This window comes from Streptomyces sp. DH-12 (assembly GCF_002899455.1).
GTDB lineage: Bacteria > Actinomycetota > Actinomycetes > Streptomycetales > Streptomycetaceae > Streptomyces.
Genome location: NZ_PPFB01000001.1, coordinates 3,985,506 through 4,011,375, shown reverse-complemented (window position 1 = coordinate 4,011,375; position 25,870 = coordinate 3,985,506). Strand labels below are relative to the sequence as shown.

Annotated in this window: 23 protein-coding genes and 1 tRNA gene; 16 read left to right on the top strand and 8 right to left on the bottom strand. The window is 72.8% G+C overall.

The features are described from left to right. Window positions 1-224 precede the first annotated feature (224 nt). From C1708_RS16860 to C1708_RS16850, 3 genes are all read left to right on the top strand, one after another. The gene (locus C1708_RS16860) at window positions 225-1,055 is read left to right on the top strand and encodes a glycerophosphodiester phosphodiesterase (RefSeq protein WP_106413463.1); all 831 of its coding nucleotides are present in this window, start codon (window positions 225-227) and stop codon (window positions 1,053-1,055) included. 213 nt (window positions 1,056-1,268) lie between these two features. After that, window positions 1,269-1,913 (top strand): ATP-binding protein, encoded by a 645-nt coding sequence (locus tag C1708_RS16855; protein ID WP_106413462.1) that lies wholly within the window; start codon window positions 1,269-1,271, stop codon window positions 1,911-1,913. Window positions 1,914-2,220: 307 nt separating this feature from the next. After that, on the top strand, window positions 2,221-3,186 hold the full coding sequence (locus C1708_RS16850) for a DUF5926 family protein (protein WP_106413461.1): 966 nt from the start codon (window positions 2,221-2,223) through the stop codon (window positions 3,184-3,186). Between the two features lie 267 nt (window positions 3,187-3,453). Here the strand turns inward: C1708_RS16850 and C1708_RS16845 are convergent, their stop codons facing one another. Both C1708_RS16845 and C1708_RS16840 read right to left on the bottom strand, forming a co-directional pair. Beyond that, window positions 3,454-3,762, bottom strand: a complete 309-nt coding sequence (locus tag C1708_RS16845; protein WP_133169068.1) for a hypothetical protein — start codon at window positions 3,760-3,762, stop codon at window positions 3,454-3,456. Between the two features lie 396 nt (window positions 3,763-4,158). Then, complete coding sequence (locus tag C1708_RS16840; protein WP_106413459.1) at window positions 4,159-4,824, bottom strand: bifunctional DNA primase/polymerase; 666 nt, start codon at window positions 4,822-4,824, stop codon at window positions 4,159-4,161. Window positions 4,825-5,326: 502 nt separating this feature from the next. Here C1708_RS16840 and C1708_RS16835 point away from each other — a divergent pair. Together C1708_RS16835 and C1708_RS16830 are read left to right on the top strand one after the other, a co-directional pair. After that, window positions 5,327-6,838, top strand: coding sequence for a PP2C family protein-serine/threonine phosphatase (locus tag C1708_RS16835; protein ID WP_106413458.1), 1,512 nt, complete (start codon window positions 5,327-5,329; stop codon window positions 6,836-6,838). A 116-nt stretch (window positions 6,839-6,954) separates the two neighbouring features. After that, the gene (locus tag C1708_RS16830) at window positions 6,955-8,418 is read left to right on the top strand and encodes an aminopeptidase P family protein (RefSeq protein WP_106413457.1); all 1,464 of its coding nucleotides are present in this window, start codon (window positions 6,955-6,957) and stop codon (window positions 8,416-8,418) included. Window positions 8,419-8,483: 65 nt separating this feature from the next. Here C1708_RS16830 and C1708_RS16825 read toward each other — a convergent pair whose 3' ends face one another. Beyond that, the gene (locus C1708_RS16825; protein ID WP_106413456.1) at window positions 8,484-8,939 is read right to left on the bottom strand and encodes an ATP-binding protein; all 456 of its coding nucleotides are present in this window, start codon (window positions 8,937-8,939) and stop codon (window positions 8,484-8,486) included. A 220-nt stretch (window positions 8,940-9,159) separates the two neighbouring features. Between C1708_RS16825 and C1708_RS16820 the strand changes: the two genes are divergently transcribed. The 9 genes from C1708_RS16820 (at window position 9,160) to C1708_RS16780 (ending at window position 19,027) form a co-directional block, all read left to right on the top strand. Next, on the top strand, window positions 9,160-9,948 hold the full coding sequence (locus C1708_RS16820) for a hypothetical protein (RefSeq protein ID WP_106413455.1): 789 nt from the start codon (window positions 9,160-9,162) through the stop codon (window positions 9,946-9,948). A 181-nt stretch (window positions 9,949-10,129) separates the two neighbouring features. After that, window positions 10,130-10,873 carry a YcnI family copper-binding membrane protein gene (locus C1708_RS16815; RefSeq protein WP_106413454.1) on the top strand — a complete coding sequence of 248 codons (744 nt, stop codon included), beginning with the start codon at window positions 10,130-10,132 and terminating at the stop codon, window positions 10,871-10,873. A 92-nt stretch (window positions 10,874-10,965) separates the two neighbouring features. Continuing rightward, window positions 10,966-11,622 (top strand): SCO family protein, encoded by a 657-nt coding sequence (locus tag C1708_RS16810; protein WP_106413453.1) that lies wholly within the window; start codon window positions 10,966-10,968, stop codon window positions 11,620-11,622. Beyond that, entirely contained in the window at window positions 11,619-12,068 is a 450-nt protein-coding gene (locus tag C1708_RS16805) for a copper chaperone PCu(A)C (RefSeq protein WP_106413452.1), read from the top strand. The genes C1708_RS16810 and C1708_RS16805 overlap by 4 nt, the downstream gene beginning before the upstream one ends. A gap of 13 nt (window positions 12,069-12,081) precedes the next feature. Next, window positions 12,082-14,070: a copper resistance CopC/CopD family protein gene (locus tag C1708_RS16800; RefSeq protein ID WP_106413451.1), complete on the top strand. Its 1,989-nt coding sequence runs from the start codon at window positions 12,082-12,084 to the stop codon at window positions 14,068-14,070. 6 nt (window positions 14,071-14,076) lie between these two features. After that, on the top strand, window positions 14,077-15,360 hold the full coding sequence (gene efeB / locus C1708_RS16795; RefSeq protein WP_106413450.1) for an iron uptake transporter deferrochelatase/peroxidase subunit: 1,284 nt from the start codon (window positions 14,077-14,079) through the stop codon (window positions 15,358-15,360). Between the two features lie 71 nt (window positions 15,361-15,431). Continuing rightward, window positions 15,432-16,364, top strand: coding sequence for a prephenate dehydratase (gene pheA / locus C1708_RS16790; protein WP_106413449.1), 933 nt, complete (start codon window positions 15,432-15,434; stop codon window positions 16,362-16,364). Between the two features lie 576 nt (window positions 16,365-16,940). After that, entirely contained in the window at window positions 16,941-18,218 is a 1,278-nt protein-coding gene (gene serS, locus C1708_RS16785) for a serine--tRNA ligase (protein ID WP_106413448.1), read from the top strand. Next, entirely contained in the window at window positions 18,215-19,027 is an 813-nt protein-coding gene (locus C1708_RS16780) for an HAD family hydrolase (protein ID WP_106413447.1), read from the top strand. Before serS ends, C1708_RS16780 begins: the two co-directional genes overlap by 4 nt. Before the next feature lie 92 nt (window positions 19,028-19,119). On the opposite strand, the gene C1708_RS16775 is transcribed toward C1708_RS16780, so the two are convergent. From C1708_RS16775 to C1708_RS16755, 5 genes are all read right to left on the bottom strand, one after another. After that, window positions 19,120-19,209: transfer RNA gene (locus C1708_RS16775), tRNA-OTHER, on the bottom strand. A 322-nt stretch (window positions 19,210-19,531) separates the two neighbouring features. Next, on the bottom strand, window positions 19,532-20,251 hold the full coding sequence (locus tag C1708_RS16770; protein WP_106413446.1) for an ABC transporter permease subunit: 720 nt from the start codon (window positions 20,249-20,251) through the stop codon (window positions 19,532-19,534). A gap of 9 nt (window positions 20,252-20,260) precedes the next feature. Further along, window positions 20,261-21,172 carry an ABC transporter ATP-binding protein gene (locus C1708_RS16765; protein WP_106413445.1) on the bottom strand — a complete coding sequence of 304 codons (912 nt, stop codon included), beginning with the start codon at window positions 21,170-21,172 and terminating at the stop codon, window positions 20,261-20,263. Further along, entirely contained in the window at window positions 21,169-22,083 is a 915-nt protein-coding gene (locus C1708_RS16760; RefSeq protein ID WP_106413444.1) for an ABC transporter permease, read from the bottom strand. The genes C1708_RS16765 and C1708_RS16760 overlap by 4 nt, the downstream gene beginning before the upstream one ends. Continuing rightward, window positions 22,073-23,041 carry an ABC transporter ATP-binding protein gene (locus C1708_RS16755; protein WP_106413443.1) on the bottom strand — a complete coding sequence of 323 codons (969 nt, stop codon included), beginning with the start codon at window positions 23,039-23,041 and terminating at the stop codon, window positions 22,073-22,075. Before C1708_RS16755 ends, C1708_RS16760 begins: the two co-directional genes overlap by 11 nt. Before the next feature lie 172 nt (window positions 23,042-23,213). Between C1708_RS16755 and C1708_RS16750 the strand changes: the two genes are divergently transcribed. Together C1708_RS16750 and C1708_RS16745 are read left to right on the top strand one after the other, a co-directional pair. Beyond that, window positions 23,214-24,971 carry an SDR family oxidoreductase gene (locus C1708_RS16750; RefSeq protein WP_106413442.1) on the top strand — a complete coding sequence of 586 codons (1,758 nt, stop codon included), beginning with the start codon at window positions 23,214-23,216 and terminating at the stop codon, window positions 24,969-24,971. 164 nt (window positions 24,972-25,135) lie between these two features. After that, window positions 25,136-25,684, top strand: coding sequence for an RNA 2'-phosphotransferase (locus C1708_RS16745; RefSeq protein ID WP_106413441.1), 549 nt, complete (start codon window positions 25,136-25,138; stop codon window positions 25,682-25,684). Window positions 25,685-25,870: the final 186 nt, after the last annotated feature.

The window sequence follows — 25,870 nt, the reverse complement described above, 5'->3', positions numbered from 1 at the left end:
CGTCCGGCGCGATGCAGATGGAGCTGTGCACGTCTCTTTGTATGACGTCAGCTTTTCCCACACGCCGTCAGGGCACCGTAAGCCGTTCCTGTGGGTCCGGGGCCATTCTTTATATAGGGCATTACTCACGTAAGGTGCGCCACTCGATGGCTCCGACCGGACGGCCGTGCCGATCACGCCACACCGCCCGCACATCCGCCGGCGAGCGGTGGCACCATGACGCGGTGACCCACGCACGACAGCACCTGACCCGAGTCGTCGCGCACCGCGGGGCCTCCGAGGACGCCCCTGAGCACACGCTGGCCGCGTACCGCAAGGCGATCGAGGACGGCGCGGACGCACTCGAATGCGACGTACGTCTCACCGCCGACGGACACCTGGTCTGCGTACACGACCGTCGCATCAACCGTACGTCGAACGGGCGCGGTGCGGTCTCCGCGCTCGAGCTGTCCGACCTCGCCGCCCTCGACTTCGGCTCCTGGAAGACCCGGGACGCGGCCGGCGGGCCCCGCGTCGAGGAGCCCGACTGGGAGCACCGCCCGGAGGACCGCGAGGCCACCTCCGTGCTCACCCTGGAGCGGCTGCTGGAGCTCGTCGCCGACGCCGGACGCCGGGTGGAGCTGGCGATCGAGACCAAGCACCCCACACGCTGGGCGGGCCAGGTCGAGGAACGGCTGCTGCTCCTGCTCAAGCGGTTCGGGCTGGACGCGCCCGCCTCCCGCGAGGACTCGCCGGTGCGCGTGATGAGCTTCTCCGCGCGCTCCCTGCACCGCGTGCGGGCCGCCGCCCCGACGCTGCCGACGGTCTACCTCATGCAGTTCGTCACACCGCGGCTGCGCGACGGCCGGCTGCCCGACGGCGTGGACATCGCGGGCCCGTCGATCCGCATCCTGCGCAGCCACCCCACGTACATCGAGCGTCTGCGGCGGACCGGCCGCCAAGTACACGTCTGGACGGTCGACGAGCCGGAGGACGTCGACCTGTGCGTGAGCCTCGGCGTGGACGCCATCATCACCAACCGGCCCCGCGCGGTGCTGGACCGGCTCGGCCGCTGACCGGCACGGACCGGCCGAGGCAGACCTCGGGGACCACGTGGGGCCGCCCCTCCCTCCGCCACATCCGCCCCATGCGTCCCCGTGGATCCCTCCTGCCTCTTGACCAACGGGACCCGTCGCCCACATCCTCATATCTCGGCCACATCGACGAAATCCAGCCATGCGACTACGGGGAGTGCTCCGGCGCGTTCGGTGCGTACTCGACCGTTCCGAGTGCGTCACCGCGCACGGACCGGCCGGTTTCCGGCTCAGGCCGATGGGGCATCCACACCGTGGCGTGGGGCGAAGGAGGTCTCGGGGGTGGCGTTGGTGGTGGCACAGGAGGTGCCCACGTCGTCGTGCATGGCCGTGCCCCATGGCCCTGCGGGCGTGGGGAAGGCAAGGCGCCGGATGCGCGCGCAACTGCGCGACGGAGGCGTGCCGGAATCGGTCATCGACGATGCCGTACTGATCCTTTCCGAGCTGTTGAGCAACGCGTGCAAACACGGCCGGCCCTTGGGCGACAGCCTGGCCGGGGACGGCGACGTGCGCGCGGCCTGGCGGGTGGACCCGCGCGGCCGGCTCGTCGTCGAGGTCACCGACGGGGGCGGCCCGACCCGCCCAGCGCCTGCCACCCCGTCGGTCACCGCGCACGGCGGCCGCGGGCTGAACATCATCTCGGCGCTCTCCGACGACTGGGGTGTGCGCGACGAGGTGCCCGGCGAGGTCACGGTGTGGGTGGTCGTCCACGAGGACGTGCACGATCCGGACGCCGGGAGCTGTCACCGCCGTGAGGACTTCGCCGCGCGGATCACCGCCCCGCCGGTCTCCCGCATCACGGGACTGGACTTCGCGGACGTCTTCGACGACTTGGACTGAGGGCAGGACCGAGGGCAGGACCGAGGGCGGTCCGTACCGGCGCCGGCCTGGGTCGAGGCCGGCGCCGCTCCCTGGGTGCGGGGAGGCCCCGCTCCCCGGGCGGGCGTGCTCCCGAGCGGGTCACGCTGACGCCCGCCGGCTCCCGAGGCGGGCAGCGCCGGCACGCCCCGTCGTCCACGGACCACCCTGTCCCCGGATCTCCCCGTCGTCCACAGACCGCCCCGTCGTCCACAGGTTCCCGTCAGCCGTGGCGCGAACGGCTAGGCTCGCGCCGTACGAGACGAGTCGTAACCGGGAGACACCCACGATGGCCAAGAAGCGATCCCAGACGAAGGCCAAGCGCCCGCAGCTCACGGACGGGCAGATCCCGGTCGTCGGCGCCCGCGAGCCCTGCCCCTGCGGCAGCGGCCGCCGCTACAAGGCGTGTCACGGCCGTGCCGCCGCGCAGGCGGTGACCGAGCTGGTGCACCGTCCGTTCGAGGGCCTTCCGGGCGAGTGCGACTGGGTGGCGCTGCGCGAGCTGGTGCCGGCCGCGACCGTCGAGCTGACCCTGAAGGACGGCCTGCCCGAGGGCGTCCCGTCCGTCACGCTGGCCACGGTGCTCCCGATGGCCTGGCCGGCGCTGCGCCGCGACGACGGCTCGGTGCTGCTCGGCCTGCAGAACGACACCCCTTCCGGGGACATCAGCCGCGACCTCGCCGACACGCTGCAGCGCGCGCTGACCGCCGATCCCGGCACTCCGGTGCAGACCCGTCGCGCGCCCGCCGACGGCCCCCGGCTGCAGGACCTGCTCGACCCGGAGGGTGCTTTCGAGCCGTTGGTGCACGACGGGTTCGAGTTCTGGGTCCCGGACCCGGAGAACGCCACCCCGGACGTCACCGCCTCCCTGGAGCGGGCCAACGCGGCGGCCATCCCGACCGTCAAGCTGTCGGGCGTGGACTCCGCGTACTGGTGCGAGACGCCCGAGAAGAACCATCTGCGGTGGGTCATGCCGCACCCGGAGGAGCAGCTTCTGGACGCTCTCGCGCGGTTGCACGCGGCGGGCCGTTCCTCCCTCGGTGAGGGCACCCGCCTGGTGGGCTCCTTCCGCGCTCACGGGCTCACGGTGCCGGTCTGGGACCTGCCGAGCGAGGTCCGCGCGGAGGACGTGGAGAAGCCGGCCGCCGAGTTCGCCGAGCGGCTCGCCGACGCGCTGGCGACCGACGCTCCGCTCACCGCGGACGAGCGCCGGGCACGCGGCGGCCTGACGAACCGCCAGGTCACGCTGAGCTGAGAGGCTCCGCGTCCGGCTCCTCAACAGTGTCCCCGGGCGGCCGGACCGACCGGGGACGCACCACCCGGCCCGTGCGCAACTCCCCGTGCGGGCAAGCCAGTCGGTGACCGGAAACGCCGAGATCGAATTTGCTTACCGCCGATCTCTTGTTACCGTTCCCGTAGCCCGGTTGCTGGTGCATCCCCCGTCGCCAGCAACCGGGTCTTTGCGTGCCCGCGGCAGGCCGCCCTCACGAGCCGCCGTCGTCCGGCGGTTCCAGGTCTCCGCTCACCGGCCTTTCGCCGACGGGGAGTTGCTCCCGGCCCACAGCAGCCGCCCGTCCCCCGCGCCGTCCGGGCGGGCGGCGAACTCCGCCACCACCGTGCAGCACACGGGCTCGCCCTTCAGGTGCCCACGCGGCGTCTCGCACAGGGGCGGGCCGTCCCCGGCGTCCGCCGTGCACCGGCTCCGCACGCCGTGCCCCTCCGGGCCGAGGAGGGACGGTGCGGCGTCCAGGGGCACGCCGGTGGTGTCGTGGTGGTACACCCGCGCCCACGCGTCCGCGCCCGCACGTCCTCCCCCTGTACCGCCACGCACGTCCGCGCCTCGGCTCCCTCCGGGGAGAACGGCGCGGGACCGCAGCGCAGGGCGGTCGGCAGAGGCGTGCCGGGCGGCGCCTGGCCCGCCGTGGGCATCCGCAGCATGGCGGCGTCCCCGGCCGAGGAGGTCGATGAGACGCCGATACGCCGCTCAGGGACGGACACCGCACGCAGATCGTCCGGACCGGCCGAGGCCGGACGCCCGGCGTCGTCCCGGCCCGCGGACGCCACCGCCGGCGGCCTGAGCGACCGCGCAGGCCGCCGCGACGCCCGCGAGGGCGGTCGCAGGGGCTCTGCGGGACGTCCTGGCACGGCCCCCCGGCATGACGCGGCATGCCCCGGGAGACAGCGGCCCGGCACCGGGCGCCGAGCGCGGCGCGCGACGGCGCCCCCCCTACATCTCGGGGGCGCTCACACCCGTACGGGTCAGGGCGTCGACCACCGCGTCCACCACGGCCTCGACATCGGGCACCCAGGGCGCCGCGGAGCCGGGCAGCGGCGCCCGCTCCCAGCGGATCCCGCCCTGCGCGGTGCCGGACGGAGGCAGGGCCAGGTAGCCGCCCTCGCCGTGGAAGCGGAGCGATCCGGGGACGAAGTCCTTGGCGTACAGCAGCTCGCCCAACTGCTCCAGGGAGTACGGCTTGACGAGGACCGCCCAGCGGGAGGGCGAGGCGACGACCGGGCCGAGCCGCATCCCCCGGCGGTCCAGCGCGGCGAGCGCGCGGGCGGCCGGCAAGGCGGGCAGGGACACCGCGCACGGGGCCTTGCCGCCGGTGGCGAGCACGATCGGCGCCGTCGGCCGGTTGGTCCACCACCAGCGCACCATCCGGACGTCGGTGGTGGCGGCGAGGAGGCCGGGGTCGAACGGGTGGGCGCCCGGCACCGTGCACTCCGGGTCGGGGCAGGCACAGCGGGACCCGTCCTGCGGGTCGGCCGCCACGCCGGGGAGGACGGGCCACTGCCATTGCGCGGCGAAGGTCAGGGCCGCACCGATCAGATCGGGCCCTTCGTCACCGCGCCGGGACAGGAGCCTGCGTCGCCTTCCGAGGATCTCGCGCATGAGCGCTCGTTCCTTTCCGTTGCACGCCTGGCAACACCGTGGACCACTCACGTCATGTGTCGATCACTTCACTGTGCGTACCTGTTGGCGCATCACACCCCCGTGCCGGGCAGGGAGAACCCCTAGGGGCCGGGCATGGGCTGCCTCCGCGGCCGTTCCACCCATACAGCGTTCGTCAGACGTACGGGCACGGCGTGGGGTGGCGAAGTCTGGCGTTTGCCGTCGCGCGTGGTTCTCTCCGCCTCCGCCACGGGAGGATGGGGCACGGTCGTCGGTGGTTGAGACGCCCGGGTCCGTCGCCAGGTTCCCGGGTGGTTCCCAACCGCCCCTGGCCTTCTCCGAGTACGTACCCATCACGACCGCTGTGACGCTCCGTCGAGCAAGGCCAGTCGACCGCAGCAGGCCTCCCCCTGAGGCAGTTTCAAGCCAATTTCGAATTTCGGCAAGAGGTGTACCAGAAGTTCTCCGCGGTCGCACGGACACCAGGAATTCCAGCAGGACAATGCTGGACATCTCCTCACGAGTACGTGTACATGTGGAGACACTGCCGGCGGCGCAGAACGACATGGGGGTTTGCGATGCTTTCGAGCAGTACGTACCGGCCGGAAGGCCGGACGCCATGAACGCTCCGCACCCTCCGAAAGTGGCCGGAATCGACTCGACGGTCCCCGCCCCCGCACACACTGTCGCGCCCGCCACGGGCGCCACTCCGTCCGCCGCGGCACACTCCCGGAACGCCCCGGGCGCGCTGCTCCAGGACCGTCTCGCCGGCTGGGTCTCGGACCTCACGACCCTGCACGAACTGACCGAGCGCCTGGTCCGCGCCGGCACGCTCGACGCCGCGCTGGAGGAACTGCTGCGCGCGGGCGCCGCCCTGGTGGGCGCCCGGCGCGGGCTCGTCGCCCTGGAACCCGCCGACGGCCGGGGCCCGTCCACCACCGTCGGATTCGGGCTGGGCCGCGCCGACCTCGGCCACATGGAGACGGTGCCGCGCGGCTCACTGCCGCACGGCCGGATCCTCGACGGGCTGCCCGGCGGCGACGACGGCGTGGCCGAGCCCGATCTGTTCGCCGAGAAGGGGCTCGACCCCCGGCACCGCGAGGTCGCCGCCCGCCTCGGCTACGCCGCGAGCTACGCCCTCCCCCTCGCCACCGGCTCCGCCGGACGCATCGGCGCGGTCGTCTGGCTCTACGACGAGCCCGCCGAACCGGCCGGACGGCAGCGCCACCTCGTCGGCCTGTACGTCCGGCACGCCGCGGAGCATCTCGCCCGCCTCCTCGAGCTGGAGCGGACGCGCGCGTCGATGGCCACGATGACCGAGGAGCTGCTGCCGTCCCGCCTGCCGCGGGTGGCCGGCGTGCAGCTCGCCGCCCGCCACCGCACCTGCCCGAGCGGCGGCGGCGACTGGTACGACGCGCTGCCGCTGCCGGACGCCGCGCTCGGTCTCGCCGTCGGCTCCGTCACCGGCTCCGGGCCCAGCGCGGTCGCCGCGATGGGGCGGCTGCGGGCGTCGCTGCGGGCGTACGCCGTGATGGAGGGCGAGGACCCGGTCGCCGTCCTGTCCGACCTGGAGCTGCTGCTGCGGCTGACCGAGCCGGCCCGGTCGGCCACCGCGCTGTTCGGCTACTGCGAGCCGGCGGTGCGCCGGATCACCCTGGCCGGGGCCGGGCACAGCCCGCCGCTGCTGCTCGGCGAGCGCCGCACCGAGTTCGTGGAGACGTCCGTCTCCGCGCCGCTCGGGATGCTCGCCTGCTGGGAGGCGCCCAGCGTGGAGGTCCAGGCGGAGGCGGGCGACACGGTGCTGCTCTACACCGACGGGCTGCTGCACCGCACCGGCGACCCGACCGACCGCGCCTTCGCCCGGCTGCACGCCGCCGCGGCCGGGGTGCCTCGGGCGCTGCGCCGCGACCCCGGCGCCGTCGCCGACCACGTGCTGCGGGCGGTGCTCCCCGAGGGCACGGAGGACGCGGACACCCCGGAGGACGTGGTGCTGCTCGCGGCGCGCTTCGACTGACCCCCGGGCACGGGTGCCGCTCACTCACCGTGCCTCCGCGGTAACAGGCGCTACCCCGGTTCGTCCGTTTCCACCCGACCGTACGATGGGGGTGGTCCAGTGCCGTATCGAGGAGGATGACCGTGGCGGAGGAGCTGCCGGAGACCCCGGAGACTGCCGACGAGGAGCCCGTCAAGCAGCGGAAGAACGGCCTGTACCCGGGCGTGTCCGACGAGCTGGCCGAGAACATGAGGAGCGGCTGGGCCGACACGGAGCTCCACGACCTGGAGCCGGTCGCGCAGGCCGCCGAGACGGCCGCCCGCCGCGCGGCGCTGTCCGCCCGCTTCCCCGGGGAGCGCCTGGTGATCCCGGCGGGCAACCTGAAGACCCGGTCGAACGACACGGAGTACCCCTTCCGCGCGTCCGTCGAGTACGCCTACCTCACCGGCAACCAGACGGAGGACGGCGTCCTCGTCATGGAGCCGACGGCCGACGGCCACCAGGAGACGATCTACCTCCTGCCCCGGTCCAACCGCGAGAACGGCGAGTTCTGGCTGGACGGGCAGGGCGAGCTGTGGGTGGGCCGTCGGCACTCCCTCACCGAGGCCGAGAAGCTCTACGGCATCCCCGCCTCCGACGTCCGCGAGCTGGCCGGCGCGCTGCGCGAGGCCACCGGCCCGGTCCGCGTGGTGCGCGGCTACGACGCCGGGATCGAGGCGGCGCTGACCGACAAGGTCACCGCCGAGCGCGACGAGGAACTGCGCGTGTTCCTCTCCGAGATGCGGCTGGTCAAGGACGACTTCGAGATCGGCGAGCTGCAGAAGGCCGTCGACTCCACCGTGCGCGGCTTCGAGGACGTGGTGAAGGTCCTCGACAAGGCCGAGGCGACCAGCGAGCGCTACATCGAGGGAACGTTCTTCCTGCGCGCCCGCGTCGAGGGCAACGACGTCGGCTACGGCTCCATCTGCGCCGCGGGCCCGCACGCCTGCACCCTGCACTGGGTCCGCAACGACGGCCCGGTCCGCTCCGGCGACCTGCTGCTGCTCGACGCCGGCGTGGAGACCCACACGTACTACACCGCCGACGTCACGCGGACCCTGCCGGTCAACGGCCGCTACACCGAGCTGCAGAAGAAGATCTACGACGCCGTGTACGACGCCCAGGAGGCCGGCATCGCGGCGGTCAGGCCGGGCGCCAAGTACCGGGACTTCCACGACGCCGCGCAGCGCGTGCTGGCCGAGCGGCTCGTCGAGTGGGGCCTGGTCGAGGGGCCCGTGGAGCGGGTGCTGGAGCTGGGCCTGCAGCGCCGCTGGACGCTGCACGGCACCGGCCACATGCTCGGCATGGACGTCCACGACTGCGCCGCCGCGCGCACCGAGACCTACGTCGACGGCACGCTGGAGCCGGGCATGGTGCTCACCGTGGAGCCCGGCCTGTACTTCCAGGCCGACGACCTGACGGTGCCCGAGGAGTACCGGGGCATCGGCGTCCGCATCGAGGACGACATCCTGGTCACCGAGGACGGCAACCGGAACCTCTCCGCGGCGCTGCCCCGCCGCTCGGACGAGGTCGAGGCGTGGATGGCGGGCCTCAAGGGCTGACGCACACGACGCGCACAGGGACGAGGGCCCCTCCCGGTCGCCGGGAGGGGCCCTCGCCGCGTACGTCACACCGCCGTCAGCGGGGCGTCCTCACGCCACTTGAGGACCTTGTCGAAGCTCACCACGGCGCCGCCCCGGCCCGGCTTGTTGCCGATGTGGACGTGGTCGGCCAGCTGCTCGATGAGACACAGGCCCCGTCCGTGCTCCGCCTCGGCGGGCACGGTCCGCGTGCGGGGGCGGGTCCCGGCGGCGGGGAATCCGGGGCCGGCGTCGGCGACCTCGATGCGGCACTTCTCGCCGTCGAGGTAGGCGGTCACCCGGAACGCCTCGGAGGTGTCGTCGCACGGGGCGCCGCCGCCGTGCTCCACGGCGTTCGCGCAGGCCTCGCTGAGGGCGACGGAGAGGTCGTAGGAGATCTCGGGGTCGACGCCCGCGGTCTCCATGGTGCCGAGCAGCAGGCGCCGGGCGAGCGGCACGCTGGCGGCATCACGCCGCAGACGGAGTGACCACCAGATGCTCATGCTCCAGCCTCCTGGCTGCGGCTCGACATACCGTTACGTATTGCCCTGAGTGGTCACCTGTAAGCGCGAAGTTGACGTGACACCACCCATATGGCGGGTGTACGGAGGAGCTGATCGGTGTATGCGGGACACCGCATCACACAGGTGACCTTACGGTCGTACCTCATCTTGCGGACCTGCCGTACGGCGCCCCCGGTGCTGGTGCGATGATGAGGCCGCCATGTCTGCCCCCCACCCGCGCACGACGCGCGCCGGACGAGGACTCCGGTTCCTGCGGGCCGCGGTGTTCGCCGCGGTCTGCGTCGTGCTGTCCGGGGCAGGCCACTCCCTCGCCTCGTACGACGCCGTCCCGCTGTGGACGCTCGGCGCGGGATTCCTCGCCGCGCTCGCGGTCGCCGCACCGCTCGCCGGACGCGCCCGTCCGCTGCCGGTGATCACGGCGCTGCTGGCCGGCGGGCAGACCGCGCTGCACACGCTGTTCGGACTCGGGCAGCACGGCGCGCCCGTCGCGGGCTCCGCGTCCGACGCCGCGCTGGTCGCCCAGGCCGCCCGTCTGCTGTGCGGGCCCGGCTCGATCAGCCCGGCCGAGGCCGAGCGGGTCCTCGCCGACGCCCGGATCGCACCGCACGGGCCCGCCGCCCACGCGGCCGACGTCGTGACGGCGGGTCCGGCGGGGTCGCTGCTGCCGTCGCTGCCGATGCTGCTCGGCCACGTCCTCGCCGCCCTGGCCGCGGGCTGGCTGCTGCGGCGGGGCGACCTGGCCCTGCTGCGCCTGGCCGAGCTGTCCGCGCGGGGCGTCGCCGAAGGCGCCCTCGTACGGTCGCTCCGCGGGGCGCTCGCCCTGGTGCGGGCCCTGCGCGCCGGGCTTCCCGGCGCGCCCGAGACGGGCCCGGTCACCCCGCGTACCGCGCTGCTCGCACCGCTTCCGCCGCGCTCCGCGGGTCTGCACCACACGGTGGTCCGCCGGGGTCCCCCGGCCGGCGCCTCCGCGCTCGTGCTCGCCGCCTGACGCGGGGCGACCCACCGTCCCGGGGTTTCCGGACGAAGTGAGGGACGCCTCCGTGCGGCACGCGTGTGCGCCGGTTCCGCCGTGTGCGCCCGGCCGTCGTCCCGTGAGGGGAGCGACCGGCCGTCCGCGCCGCGCATCCCTCATCGTCAGCGAAACCTCTACGAAGCGGAGTGCTTCTGCCATGAAGGCTTCCCGTATCGCCGCCGCCGGCGCCGTCGCCGGCTTCACCGTCCTCGCCGTGTCCTCCCCCGGCTTCGCGCACGTCAGCGTGCAGCCCGAGGGTGAGGCCGCGCAGGGCGGCTACGCGGTCGTCGGCTTCAAGGTCCCCAACGAGCGGGACAACGCCTCGACCACCAAGCTCGAGATCACCTTCCCGTCGGACCACCCCCTGGCGTCGGTGATGCCGCAGCCCGTCGAGGGCTGGGACATCAAGGTCACCAAGTCCCGCCTGGCCGAGCCGCTCGAGGTGCACGGCAAGAAGATCGACGAGGCCGTCTCCAAGGTCACCTGGACCGCCAAGGGCGACGGGATCCAGCCGGGCTTCTTCCAGAAGTTCCCGGTGTCCGTCGGCACGCTGCCCGAGGACACCGACGAGCTCGTCTTCAAGGCCCTGCAGACGTACTCCAACAAGGAGGTCGTCCGCTGGATCGAGGTGCCGCAGGAAGGCCAGGACGAGCCCGACCACCCGGCTCCGGTGCTCTCCCTGACCGCGCCCGCCGAGGACGGCCACGGGCACGACGCCGCCGACGACGACGAGGCGTCGGACGACGCGGAGAAGGCATCCGCCGAGACCTCCGCCGCGTCCGGTGACGACGGCTCCGGCGGCACCGACACCACCGCCCGCGTCCTGGGCGTCGTCGGCATCGTGGCCGGCGCCGCGGGCATCGCCTACGGCGTGCTCGCCGGGCGCCGTCGCACCGCCTGAGCCACCCCTCTCCACGGCGCGCGCCGGGGCCGGCCCGCGGCCCCGCGGCCTCCCGGTGCGCGCCGCAGCACACCCACCTTCAGGACCATCCCATGCGCAAGAAGACCCTCGCGGCGGCGGCTCTGCTCGCCGTCGTCCCGCTGACCCTCACCGCCTGCGGCGGCGACGACGGCGACGGCGGCTCGCCCGTCTCCGTGGTGTCCGAGGAGGCCGGCGGCCAGAAGGCGGCCACCGTCCTCGACAAGCCCTTCGAGAAGCCCGATCTCGTCCTCACCGACACCGAGGGCAAGCCGTACGACTTCCGCGAGCGGACCGCGGGCCGGCCCACGCTGATCTACTTCGGCTACACCCACTGCCCCGACGTCTGCCCGCTGACGATGAACAACATCGCGGTGGCCAAGAAGCAGCTCCCCAAGGAGCAGCAGGACCAGTTGCGGATCGTGTTCGTCACCACCGACCCCGAGCGGGACACCCCCGCCGAGCTCGGCACGTGGCTCGAGGGGATCGACTCCCAGGTCGTCGGCCTGACCGGCGACTTCGCCACCATCCAGGCCGGCGCCCGCACCCTCGGCATCTCCATCGACCCGCCGCGCAAGGACGACAACGGCAAGACCGTCTCCGACCACGGCACCCAGGTCATCGCCTTCTCCCCGAAGACGGACGGCGGTTACGTCCTCTACGGCGAGGACGCCACCGTCGAGGACTACACCCAGGACCTTCCCAAGATCATCAAGGGTGAGAATCCGTGAGGCTCCGCGCGGCCGCCGCCCTGGCCGTGGCCGGCGCGCTGGCCCTGACCGGATGCGGAGGCCCGGACGACGGCACGGCCCGGCTGTCGGTCGGGTCCGCGTACATGCCGCAGCCGGTGTCGGACCTGGCAGCGGGGTTCCTCACGATCACGAACGACGGTGACGCCGCGGACCGGCTGACCTCGGTCAGCAGCGACGTCGCCGGCCAGGTCACCGTGCACGAGACCGTCGACGGGTCGATGCGGGAGGTCGAGTCCCTCGACATCCCGGCCCACGGCAGCCTCGTGCTGGAGAGCGGCGGCAACCATCTGATGTTCGAACAGCTGAAGCGCAAGCCGAAGCAGGGTCAGAAGGTCTCCGTCGAGCTGCGTTTCGCCCACTCCGACCCCGTCACGGTCGAAATCCCGGTGAAGCCGGCCACCTACCGCCCGACGACCGGACACTGAGGGAGACACCCCTGTGACCCAGACCATCGCCCCCCGCGTGCGGACCCTGGTGCTGCTGATCCTGGCCGTCGCCGGTGCGCTCCTCGCCGGGGCCGCTCCCGCCTCCGCGCACGCCGCGCTGACCGGCAGCGACCCCGCGCAGGGGGCGGTGGTCGACACGGCGCCCTCGCAGGTCTCGCTCACCTTCTCGGAGCCGATCGCGGTGAGCGACGACTCCGTGCGGGTGCTGGACCCCAAGGGCGAGCGGGTGGACAAGGGCGACCCCGCCAACCCCAGCGGCACCACGTACAGCGTGCGGCTGGTGAGCGGGCTGCCCGACGGTACGTACACGGTGGCCTACCAGGTGGTGTCCGCCGACAGCCACCCGGTCGCCGGCGCGTTCACCTTCTCCATCGGCGCGCCCTCGGAGACGACCGTCTCGGTCTCCGCGCAGGGCTCCGACGACGGCCTCGTGGGCTGGCTGTACGGCTTCGGCCGCTACGTCTCCTACGCGGGTTTCGTCGTCATGGCGGGCGGGGCCGCCTTCGTCCTCGCCTGCTGGGGGCCGGGCGCCCGGGTGCGGGCGGTCCAGCGTCTGGTGGTCTCCGGATGGCTCGCGCTCACCGCCGCCACACTGGGCCTGCTGATGCTGCGCGGCTCCTACACCACCTCCGGCAAGGCCGGTGACATCTTCGACCTGACCCTGCTCGGCGACGTGCTCCAGACCAAGACGGGCGCGGCCCTGGTGTCCCGGCTGCTGCTGCTCGCCGCGGCGGCGCTGTTCATCGCGGTGCTGTTCGGGGCGTACGCCCGTACGGCGCCCGCCGGTAGCCCGGACGACCATGCCGACGACGCCGCCGGCTCCGACCGCGCGGAGGGCTCCGGGGACGGCGGCGAGCCGGACCAGCGGGACCTGACCTTCGGGCTGGCGGTCGGCGGGACGGTCGTCTCAGCCGGGCTGGCCGCGAGCTGGGCCATGTCCGAGCACGCCTCGCAGGGCATCCAGGCGGGCGTGGCCATGCCGGTCCACGTGGTGCACCTGCTGGCGGTCGCCGCCTGGCTGGGCGGGCTCACCGCCCTCCTCGTCGCGCTCTACCGGGCGCCCGTCGAGACGCCGGTCGGGCGGGACGCCGTCCGGCGGTTCTCGCGCCTCGCCTTCGGCAGCGTGGTCACGCTCGCCGTCACCGGCGTGTACCAGAGCTGGCGGCAGCTCGGCTCGTGGTCCGCCTTCACCGACACCCGGTACGGGCAGCTGCTGCTCGTCAAGATCGTGCTGGTGGCCGTGATGGTCGCGGCCGCCTTCGTGTCGCGCCGCTGGACGCAGCGGCTGGCCGACGCGCGGATGCCCGCCGCGGCCGAGGAGGTCGGGCAACCGGCCGGCACCGCCCCGCCGGAGGCCCCCGACGCGAAGCAGGCCGAAGCCGGAAAGGACTCCGTACGGGCCGCGCAGCTCGCACGGCAGCGGGCCGCGGCGGAGGCCGCCCGGCAGAAACGGCTGCGGGACGCCGACCCGAACCGGTTCGGACTGCGCCGGTCGGTGCTCGCCGAGGCGGGCGTCGCCGTCGTGCTGCTGGCCGTCACCACCGTGCTGACGCAGACCGAGCCGGGCCGCACCGAGCAGGACGCGCGGGCGGCGACGGCCACCTCGTCCTCCGCCGCCGCGGAGACCGGGCAGGGCAGTGGCGCGGTGAGCCTGACCATGCCCTTCGACACCGGCGGTCAGAACGGCAAGGGCGTCGTCTCGGTCGACCTCGACCCCGCCCGGGTCGGCGACAACGTGATGCACGTCTACGCCGAGGGACCGGACGGAAAGCCCGTCGACGTCCCCGAGGTGAAGATCGCCCTCACCCTCACCGCCCAGGACATCGGACCGCTGCCCGTCGCCCCCGACCGCATCGCCACCGGACACTGGTCGGCGAGCGGAGTGCAGATCCCCATGGCGGGCGACTGGAAGGTCGAGGTGACCGTGCGGACCTCCGACATCGACCAGGTGACCGTCTCCAAGAACGCTCAGATCGGCTGAACCACCATGCCTGACCCTTCCCTGTCGCAGACCCGCGCCCCCGAGGAGGAACCCACGACGGAAACCGCCGCCTCCGGGACGGGCATCTCACGACGGCGTCTGCTCGGCACGGCCGGCGCCGCCGGGCTCGTGCTCGGGGCTGCGGGCGGGGCCGTCGGCTACGCGGCGGCACCCTCCGGGGCCACCCCGCTCACCTCGGTCGGTGCCACCCGGGTGCCGTTTCACGTGAGACATCAGCCGGGCATCACCGACCCGCTCCATTCGCGTGGCCATCTCGTCGCCTTCGACCTCATGCCCGGCGCCGGACGCAAGGAGGCGGCCGCGCTGCTGCGCCGCTGGTCCGACACCGCCCGGCGGCTGATGGCCGGTGAGTTCGACGCCCAGGGCGACAGCGACGTGGCCCGTGACGCCGGACCCTCCTCGCTGACCCTCACCTTCGGGTTCGGGCACAGCTTCTTCGCGCGCACCGGGCTGGAGAAGCAGCGTCCGGCCGCCCTGGACCCGCTGCCCGCCTTCTCCTCCGACCGGCTCGACCGGGCCCGCAGCGACGGCGACCTGTGGGTGCAGATCGGCGCGGACGACGCCCTCGTGGCGTTCCACGCCCTGCGCGCGGTGCACAAGGACGCGGGCGCGGCGGCCCGGGTGCGCTGGCAGATGAACGGCTTCAACCGCTCGCCGGGCGCCACCGTCCGCCCGATGACCACCCGCAATCTGATGGGCCAGGTCGACGGCACCCGCAATCCGAAGCCCGAAGAACCCGATTTCGACGAGCGGATCTTCGTGCCGGAGCAGGGCGAGCCCGCCTGGATGGCGAACGGCTCCTACGTGGTCGTACGCCGGATCCGCATGCTGCTGGACGACTGGGAGAAGCTGTCGCTCAAGGAGCAGGAGGGTGTCATCGGGCGGCGCAAGTCGGACGGCGCCCCGCTGTCCGGGGGCGACGAGACGACCGAGATGGACCTGGAGAAGACAGACGCCCGGGGCAATCTGGTCGTCCCCGTCAACGCGCACGCGCGGATCACACGGCCCGACCAGAACGGCGGGGCGGCGATGCTGCGCCGGCCGTTCTCGTACCACGACGGCATCGACGCGGACGGGACGCCCGACGCGGGTCTGCTGTTCATCTGCTGGCAGGCCGATCCGCTGCGCGGCTTCGTGCCGGTGCAGCGCAAGCTCGACCGGGGTGACGCCCTGACGCCGTTCATCCGCCACGAGGCCAGCGGGCTGTTCGCGGTCCCGGGCGGGGCGGCGGAGGGCGAGTATGTGGGCCAGGCGCTGCTGGAGGGATGAGAACCGCGCGGAGTCACCCTCGCGAGCTGTCTCGGGAGTTGCCGTCGGCGTGGGCCCATTAGGGTGAGGTCATGCCAGCGAGCTATGCGTATCTCGGCCCAGAGGGCACCTTCACCGAAGTCGCCCTGCGCACGCTTCCCGAGGCGGCCACGCGTGAGCTGGTCCCGTACGTGTCCGTGCAGTCCGCGCTCGACGCGGTGCGCGCCGGCGAGGCCGAGGCCGCTTTCGTCCCCATCGAGAACTCGGTGGAGGGCGGGATCACCACCACCCTCGACGAGCTGGTCGCGGGCGCCCCGCTGATGATCTACCGCGAGGTGCTGCTGTCGATCACCTTCGCGTTGCTGGTCCGCCCGGGCACCGAGCTGTCGGACATCAAGACGGTGACCGCCCACCCGGCCGCCCAGCCGCAGGTGCGCAACTGGCTCCGCACGCACCTGCCCGACGCCGTCTGGGAGTCGGCCGCCTCGAACGCGGACGGTGCGCGGCTGGTCCAGGAGGGCCGGTACGACGCCGCCTTCGCCGGCGAGTTCGCGGCGGCCCGGTACGGGCTGGAGGCGCTGGAGACGGGCATCCACGACGCGGAGAACGCCCAGACGCGGTTCGTGCTGGTGGGCCGGCCCGCGCGTCCGGCGGCGCCGACCGGGGCGGACAAGACCTCGGTGGTCCTGTGGCAGCGCGACGACCACCCGGGCGGTCTGCGCGACCTGCTGGGTGAGTTCGCCACCCGCGGCATCAACCTGATGCTGCTGCAGTCGCGGCCGACCGGAGCCGGCATCGGCAACTACTGCTTCTGCGTCGACGCCGAGGGGCACATCTCCGACCGTCGGATGGCGGAGGCGCTGATGGGCCTGAAGCGCATCTGCCTCCAGGTGCGTTACCTCGGCTCGTACCCGAGGGCGGGCGTGCGTCCCGGTGAGGTGCAGCCGCCGTACCCGGGGACGTCGGACGAGGAGTTCATGGGGGCGGCGGACTGGGTGGCGCGTTGCCAGGACGGCCGGTTCTGAGGGGCGGTCCCGGGCCGGTGCGGGGGGGCGGCGGGAACCGGCCTGCCTGCCGAGGGTCATTGTCCACAGAAGTTATCCACAGGTCAGCTTCTCGACCTGGGGACAAGTCGACACCGAGCCGCCCTTCGGTCGACAAAACGCCCCACAGGCCATGAGCGCGTTCATTCCGCATCAGCCCGCGCTTCGTCCACTCTTTTGCGGTGATCAACCCTTTGGAGGGATCCCTTTCCTCTCAAAAGTGGCGATAGGGGGAGTTCACGCAGGAGAACACCGCCTTCGGCCGAGCCTTTCGGAGTGATCGATTCCGGCATCCACAGATCTTCCCCACAACCTGTGGATAACTTTTCGCGTGATGTGGAAAGCTGTGGACAGCCAGACCCCAAGTCCCGTTCCGCACAAGGGTTTCCGGTCAACCCGGAGCCTCATGACCGACCCTTTCCAGTGATGACGCTTCCCGTATTGACCTCGAAGCGGCCATGAAGAACACACCCGGCAATTCACGTGCAAAGGGACGCACAGCGCGGTGCCGCAGCAGTCGGTCGTGAGCCGTCGCCCCGCACCGGTAGCCTTGACCGCGTGATTGACCTTCGCCTGCTCCGTGAGGACCCCGACCGTGTGCGCGCTTCGCAGCGTGCCCGTGGAGAGGACGTCGCGCTCGTCGACGCCCTCCTGTCTGCCGACGAACGGCGCAGGTCGTCCGGCGTCCGCTTCGACGAGCTGCGCGCCGAGCAGAAGTCGCTCGGCAAGCTCATCGGCAAGGCGGCCGGCGACGAGAAGGCCGAGCTGCTCAAGAAGGCCGAGCAGCTCAAGGCCGACGTCAAGGCCGCCGACGCCGAACGCGACGCCGCCGACGCGGAGACCCAGGAGCTCCTGCTCAGGCTGAGCAACCTCGTCCACCCCGACGTGCCCGTCGGCGGCGAGGAGGACTTCGTCACGCTGGAGACGCACGGCACCGTCCGCGACTTCGCCGCCGAGGGCTTCGAGCCCAAGGACCACCTGGAGCTCGGCCAGCTCCTCGGCGCGATCGACGTCGAGCGCGGCGCCAAGGTCTCCGGCAGCCGCTTCTACTTCCTGACCGGCGTCGGCGCGCTGCTCGAGCTGGCCCTGGTGAACGCCGCGATGGCGCAGGCCACGGCGGCCGGCTTCACGCCGATGCTGACCCCGGCGCTGGTGCGCCCCCAGTCGATGGCGGGCACCGGCTTCCTCGGCCAGGCCTCGCAGGACGTCTACCACCTGGACAAGGACGACCTGTACCTGGTCGGCACGTCCGAGGTGGCCCTGGCCGCCTACCACATGGACGAGATCCTGGAGGCCGACCGGCTGCCGCTGCGCTACGCGGGCTTCTCGCCCTGCTTCCGCCGCGAGGCCGGCTCGCACGGCAAGGACACCCGGGGCATCTTCCGCGTCCACCAGTTCGACAAGGTGGAGATGTTCTCCTACGTCACCCCGGAGGAGTCGCAGGAGGAGCACCGGCGGCTGCTGGAGTGGGAGAAGCAGTGGCTGACCTCGCTGGAGCTGCCGTTCCGCGTCATCGACGTCGCCTCGGGCGACCTGGGCTCCTCGGCCGCCCGTAAGTACGACTGCGAGGCGTGGATCCCGACCCAGGGCAAGTACCGCGAGCTGACCTCGACCTCGGACTGCACCGAGTTCCAGTCGCGCCGCCTGCAGATCCGGGTGCGTGAGGACAAGAAGGTACGCCCGCTGGCCACGCTCAACGGCACGCTGTGCGCCGTACCGCGCACCATCGTGGCGATCCTGGAGAACCACCAGCAGCCCGACGGCTCGGTGCGCGTGCCCGAGGTGCTGCGCCCCTACCTGGGCGGCCGCGAGCTCCTGGAACCGGTCGCCAAGTGAGCGGCGCGCTGTCCCCCTTCCCGTACCGGCTCGTCGCCACCGACCTGGACGGCACGCTGCTGCGTGACGACCACTCGGTGTCCGGACGCACCCGTGAGGCGCTCGCCGCGGCCGCCGCGGCGGGTGCCGCGCACATCGTCGTCACCGGCCGCGCGGTGCCCTGGACCCGCCCGATCCTCGAGGACCTCGGCTACCAGGGCCTCGCGGTCTGCGGCCAGGGCGCCCAGGTGTACGACGCCGGGACCGGCCGGCTGCTGACCTCCGTGACGCTGGACCGGCAGCTCGCCGGGGTGGCGCTCGCCAAGATAGAGGCGGAGGTCGGCCCGCTGCACCTGGCGGCGAGCCGGGACGGCCTGGACGGCGAGGTGCTGGTCGGGCCGGGTTACGACGTCGCCGGCGCGCTGCCGGCGACGCCGTTCACGGACGCCTCGGACCTGTGGGCGGCCCCGCTGAACAAGCTGTACATCCAGCATCCGGAGCTGAGTTCGGACGAGCTGGCCGCGGCGGCCGAGCGCACCGCGGGCGGTTTCGTCACCGTCGTCATGGCGGGCGAGGGCATCGTGGAGCTGCTGCCGCTCGGGCTGTCCAAGGCGACGGGGCTGTCGCTCGCCGCCCGCCGGCTCGGCGTGAAGGCGGCGGAGACGATCGCCTTCGGCGACATGCCCAACGACATCCCGATGTTCGCCTGGGCCGGCCACGGCGTCGCCATGGCCAACGCCCACCGTGAGCTGCGGGCGGTCGCCGACGAGGTGACGGCGTCCAACGAGGACGACGGCATCGCGGTGGTGCTGGAGCGCCTGCTGGGCTGACGTCCCTGCGCTGAGCGCCGCTCACCGCGCCTACGGCGTTCGGCGTTCGGCGTTCGGCGTTCGGCGTTCGGCGTTCGGCGTTCGGCGTTCGGCGGAGGATGCACGGATCGAACGTGCGCGGGCTTTCCGGGCCCGACCGCGGCTTGAACCAAGCCGGTGCCTTACCACTCGGCCAATCCTCCGGGTGGGCGGCCCGCGCGCCCTCATGTGCGCGCGCTCGAAGCGGCCGCCCCGGGCAGGTCCTCGGGGGGACTCGACGGAGCAGTAGGGATTACTCCGGAGTCCGCCGCGGGCTGCCCCGACGGGAACGGGACGTACTGCCGTGCATGGGCATGGTCCCGCTCCTCTCCCGGCTCACGGTCGCCGGACGTTCCCGGCGATGCGGACATCTCACTGTGCCCGGCCGGACACATCGCGCGCCACCGAATAAAACGGCCGGAGACGGCGAAGGGCGGTGCCGCCGGTGAGCGGCACCGCCCTCGCGCTTCCCAGGGGAGGCGCCCCTCACTCCTCGCCGGCGAGCGTCAGCGTGCGCAGCTTCTGGCCGGCGTACCAGGTGGCCAGCACCGTGACGGCGACCAGCGCGACCGTCGCCGTGGTCAGGCCCACGTCCGAGGTGACCAGCTCGCCGCCCGCCACCTTCTCCGCCACGGCGAGGGACCACTGCTGGACGCTCAGCGTGCGCGCGCCGGGCACCAGGGAACCGAACAGCGCCTCCCAGACCAGCGCGTACACCAGGCCGAGGACCACCGCGTGCCGCGAGACCGTGCCGAGCAGCAGGAACAGCGCCGCGTAGGCGATCGAGGCGACCAGGGCGGCCACCGTGTAGGCGACCGCGACCTGCCGGCCGTTGCCGTTGAGGACGAAGCCCGCGATCAGCGTCGGCACCGCGGAGAACACCATGGTGACGGCGACGGCGACGATCAGCTTGGTGTAGATGATCGTCGGCCGCTTGATCGGCTTGGACAGCAGGTACACCACCGAGCCGTCGTCGATCTCCGGGCCGATCGCGCCGGTGCCCGCGATGACGCCGATGATCGGCACCATGGTGGCGAGCGCCAGGCCGCCGAGGACGTCGGCGGCGGTCTGGTCGTCGGCGCCGGCGAGGGCGCGCACCGCCAGGGAGATCACGAGGAGCAGCAGGGGCAGTGCGCCCAGGATGAGGGCCCGGCGACGGCCGAGCAGGGCCCGGTAGGTGAGCCGGGCGACTGTGGGGTCGTACATCAGGGCCTCCTACGCCGCGACCAGGTACGAGAACACGGACTCGAGGGACTCGTCGGACGGCGAGACCGTGAGCAGGCGGATGCCGTGCTCCCTCGCGACCTTCGGCAGCAGCGCGGTGAAGCGGCCGAAGTCGACGGCCTGGATGCGCAGGGCGCCCTCCGTGACGTCCACCTCGATGCCGGACGTGGACGGGTCGGCGATCAGCGCGGCCGCGAGGGCGCGGTCGTCGCTGGAGCGGACCAGGTAGCGGTGCGGGCGGTCCGTCATCAGGCGGCGGATCCGGCGGAAGTCACCGCTGGCCGCGTGCCGGCCGGCGACGACGACCTCGATGTGCCAGGCGAGCTGCTCGACCTCTTCGAGGATGTGGGAGGAGAACAGCACGGTGCGGCCCTCGTCGCCCATCCGCCGCAACAGGTCCATCAGCTGCATGCGCTGGCGCGGGTCCATGCCGTTGAAGGGCTCGTCCAGCAGGAGCAGCGACGGGTCGTGGACCAGCGCGGAGGCCATCTTCACCCGCTGCCGCATGCCCTTGGAGTAGGTGGCGATCTTGCGGTCCTGCGCGTACTCCATCTCCACCGTGGCGAGCGCCTTCTGGGCGGCCTTGGCGCCCAGGCCGTGCAGCTCGGCGTTGGCGAGGACGAACTCGCGGCCGGTGAGGAAGTCGTACATCGCCTCGCGCTCGGGGACGATGCCGATGTGCCGGTAGATCCTCTCGTTCCGCCACACCTGCTCGCCGTCGAGGGTGACGGTGCCGGTGGAGGGGGCGAGGAAGCCGCCCATCATGTTGATCAGGGTGGACTTGCCGGCGCCGTTGGGGCCGAGCAGGCCGGTGACGCCGGGGCCGATGGTCATGGTGACGTCGTTGACGGCGACCACGTTGCCGAACCAGCGGGAGACGTGGTCGATGCTGAGGGTTGTCACAGGCCCACCTTCTTGTAGCGGCGCATCAGGAGGCCGTAGCTGGCGGCGATCAGGCCGAGGGTGAACAGGACGTAGACGACGCCCTCCGCGTGGGTCGGGCCCACACCGCCCGGGAAGACCGAGGTCGCGCCCAGGAAGGCGGACTGGACGCCGTCGATGAGGGTGATCGGCGAGAACAGGCCGATCCAGGCGATGCCGTCGCCGCTGTTCTGGACCTCTGCGATCGCCTGGAGGGTGGAGACCGCACCGTAGGAGATGGTCAGGACGGCGATCACGGCGGCGATGCCGAAGCCGCGGCGCGGCGTGACCGACGCGATGACCAGGCCGATGCCGGCGAAGAGCAGTGAGAGCAGGGCCACGGACACCAGTCCCTGAGCGAATCCCTTGGTCTGGTCGGTGAAGTCGAGCTTGGCCAGCAGCGCCCCGACGTACAGCACCAGCAGCGGCGCCGCGGTCAGGATGAACAGGGCGGAGGCCAGCGCGGCGTACTTGGCGCGGACGTAGTCGGCGGTCTCGATGGGCCGCGAGAAGTACAGCGGCACCGTCTTGAAGCGCAGGTCGCGGGAGACCGACTGGGGTGCCTGCGAGGCGACGTACAGGCTGATGACCGCCTGCATGACGATCGCGTAGCGCGTGTAGTCGATCGGCAGGTCCTTCGCCTTGGTGGCGACCGCGACGGCGACCATGATCGCGGCCGGCACGCACATCACCACGAACAGCAGCATCGGCAGCACCTTGGACTTCACCGAGCGGCCGAGGCCGTAGGCGCCGCGCAGGGACTGCGAGTACAGCGAGAGCCTGGCGTACGAGCGGCCGAGGCGCGGCCCGTCGTAGGAGCGGTAGCCGATGTTGTGGATACGGGTGTCACCCGACGGGGTGGCTGGTGCCTGCAGGGACTGCTCAGCCGCCATGGCCGACCGCCTCCTTCCGCTGCGCGTCGTCCGCGTCGTTCGTGAAGACCTCGGCGATCTGGTGCCGCCGCTGTTCCATGCGCACCAGGCCGAGGCCCAGGTCCGCGATCACGTCCCGGACCAGGTCGTAGGTGTCCTCGCCCTGCGCGGTGAGCAGCAGGACGCGCCCGGCGCCCGGCAGTCCGCTGCCGTCCTGGACGGTCACCCCGCGCGCGTGGAGCGCCTCGCGCACCGCGCGGGTGCCGTCGGGGTGCTCGTCGGTGTCGGTGACCTCGATCGCGAGGGTGGTGGTGGTCTGCGTGAAGTCCCGCGTGGAGGAGGAGCGCAGCAGCCTGCCGCCGTCCACCACGACGACGTGGTCGCAGGTGCGTTCCAGCTCGCCCAGCAGGTGGGAGGTGACCAGGACCGAGATGCCGAAGTCGGTGTGGATGCGGCGGATGAGACCGAGCATCTCGTCGCGGCCGACCGGGTCGAGGCCGTTGGTCGGCTCGTCCAGGAAGACCAGCCGCGGGTCGTGCACGAGGGCCTGCGCGAGCTTCACCCGCTGCTTCATGCCGGTCGAGTAGCCGCCGATGGGGCGGTAGCGCTCCTCGTACAGGCCGACGTGGCGCAGGGTGTCCGCGGTGCGCTCCCGGGCCGCGGTGGCCGGCAGTCCGGACATGCGCGCCATGTGGACGACGAACTCGGTGGCCGAGACGTCCGGGGGCAGGCAGTCGTGCTCGGGCATGTAGCCGACCCGCTCCCGGATGGCGGCGCCCTCGGTGGCGACGTCGAGTCCGAGCACTTCGGCGCGGCCCTCCGTGGCGGGGGACAGACCCAGCAGGATCTTGATCAACGTGGACTTGCCGGCCCCGTTGGCTCCGACGAGCCCGGTCACACCGGGCCCGACGTCCACGGAGAGCCGGTCAAGCGCGGTCACCCGGGGGAACCGCTTGCTCAGGCTTTCGGTCGCGATCACAGTCACCCTCATGACGGTAGTGACCCGTACCACTGCGGTCGTCAGACCGCGGGGTCGTCTTGGGGTCCCCCTGGAGTCGTACGCGCCCGTAGGGGACACCCTGCCTGAGAGTTATGCACAGCTCGGGGTCCGCTGTTGACGGGGTGTCCGAGCAGCTGCGAGATTCGCCGGTGTGACGGGACTCGAGGGTGCGCGGGAGCGCCGGGTGCGGACCGGCGGGGTCGAGCTGTGCGTGGCCGAGCTGGGCGACCCGGAGCGCCCCACGGTCGTCCTGGTGCACGGCTACCCGGACAGCAAGGAGGTGTGGTCGCGGGTCGCGCCGCGCCTCGCCGGACGGTTCCACGTGGTGGCCTACGACGTCCGCGGGCACGGCCGGTCGACGGCGCCGCGTCCGCTGCGCGGCGGGTTCACGCTGGAGAAGCTGACGGACGACTTCCTGGCCGTGGCGGACGCGGTGAGCCCGGACCGGCCGGTGCACCTGGTGGGGCACGACTGGGGCTCGGTGCAGGGGTGGGAGTTCGTCACGGTGCCGCGTGCGCGGGAGCGGATCGCGTCGTTCACCTCGGTCTCGGGTCCCTCGCTGGACCACTTCGGACACTGGATCAACCGCCGCGTGGCCCGGCCGACCCCGCGCCGGGCGGTGCAGCTGCTGGGCCAGGGCGCCCGGTCCTGGTACGTCTATGCGCTGCACACCCCCGTGCTGCCCGAGCTGGCCTGGCGCGGGCCGCTCGGCCGGAGCTGGCCCCGGCTGCTGGAGCGCGCGGAGCGGGTGCCCGGCGACGGCTACCCGACGGCGTCCCTGCCGTCGGACGCCGCGCACGGCGCCTGGCTCTACCGGGACAACGTGCGGCCGCGACTGCGCGACCCGCGCCCCGACGCCTACGCCCACGTGCCCGTGCAGCTCGTCACACCGCTGGGGGACCGGTTCCTCTCACCGCGGATCCACGACGGTCTGGAGCGGTGGGCGCCCCGGCTGACCCGGCGCACCCTGTCCTCGGGCCACTGGGCGCCGCGCAGCCGGCCCGACCAGCTGGCCACCTGGATCACCGACTTCGTGACGTCCGTGGAGGACGGGCGGCCCGAGGGGCGGGCCCGGGGCCGGTACGCCGACCGGTTCGGCGGGCGGCTGGTGCTGGTGACGGGCGCGGGGAGCGGCATCGGACGGGCCACCGCGCTGGCGTTCGCCGAGGCGGGCGCGCGGGTGGTGGCGGTCGACCGGGACGCCGACGCGGCGCTCCGCACCGCCGGGGAGGCCCGTGCGCGCGGTGCCGTGGACGCCTGGGCGGAGACGGCGGACGTGGCCGACGAGCGGGCCGTGGAGAAGCTCGCCGAGCGGGTCACCGCCGCGCACGGGGTGGTGGACGTGCTGGTGAACAACGCGGGCGTCGGCCTGGGCGGTTCCTTCCTCGACACCACGACGGAGGACTGGAAGCGGGTCCTCGACGTCAACCTGTGGGGCGTGATCCACGGTTGTCTGCACTTCGGGAGGCGGATGGCGGAGCGCGGACAGGGCGGCCACATCGTCAACGTGGCGTCCGCGGCCGCGTTCCAGCCGTCGAGGTCGCTGCCCGCCTACGGGGCGTCCAAGGCGGCGGTGCTGATGCTCAGCGAGTCCCTGCGGGCCGACCTGGCGGAGCGGGGGATCGGCGTGACGGCGGTGTGCCCGGGGTTCGTCACCACGGGGATCGCCTCCACCGCGCGCTTCGCCGGCACGGACACGGCGGAGGAGCGGCGCAGGCGGGGGAAGGCGGACCGGCTGTACCGGCTGCGGAACTACCCGCCGGAGAAGGTCGCCGCCGCGGTCCTGCGGGCGGTGGTGCGCGACGAGGCGGTCGTGCCGGTCACCCCGGAGGCGCGGGCCGCGTACGCGCTGGCGCGCTGGCTGCCGGGGGCCGCGCGGAGGATCGCGCGGGTGAGGCCGCCGGTGTGACCGTCTGCCGGGTGTGCCCGGCGCGACCGGTCCGCCCTGTGCAAGGCGGCTCGGTTGTCCACAGAATCCCACGCTCGGCTGTGGATAACCTCACTTGTCTGTGGATCAAACCTTCGGACATAAATCGATCGCGTGATACGCGTCTCTCTCGGCACTCTGAACAGATGGACGAAAGACGCGTCGTGCGGGTGTCGAAGTACCTCGCCAAGCACCTGCGCCACCAGCCCGGGAGGATCGGGCTGACCCCCGACGCGGCCGGCTGGGTCGAGATCGACGCGCTGATCGACGCGGCGGCGGAGCACGGTTTCCCGCTCACCCGGGAGGAGCTGGACCACGTCGTCGCCGCCAATGACAAACGGCGTTTCGCCGTCGAGGGCGCCCGGATCCACGCCAGTCAGGGACACACCGTCCCCGTGGACCTCCGGCTGCCGCCCGCCGTCCCTCCGGCCCGGCTCTACCACGGCACCGTCGCCCGGAACCTGGAGGCGATCCGTGCCGAGGGCCTGCGGCCGATGAACCGGCACGCCGTGCACCTGTCCGCCGACCGCGAGACCGCCACCCGCGTCGGCGCCCGCCGGGGCCGGCCGGTGGTGCTGCCGGTCGACGCGGGCGCCATGCACCACGACGGCCGTGTCTTCCACGTCAGCGCCAACGGCGTCTGGCTGACCGAGGCCGTCCCGGCCCGTTATCTGCGCTTCGCCGAGGGCCGGTAGGCCGTGCTCGACGGCATGAAGCGTCTGCCCCCGCCGAGGCCGGCGTCACCGCCCTCCGGGCTGTCTCCTCGTCGCGCCGCTCCCGGGGACCGGACGCACCAGGAGTCGACCCCGAGGACCGTCCATGGCTGAACACCCGGGTGCGGCGCCGGGCGAGCCCCGGGAGCCCGGACGTCCTCACGGGTG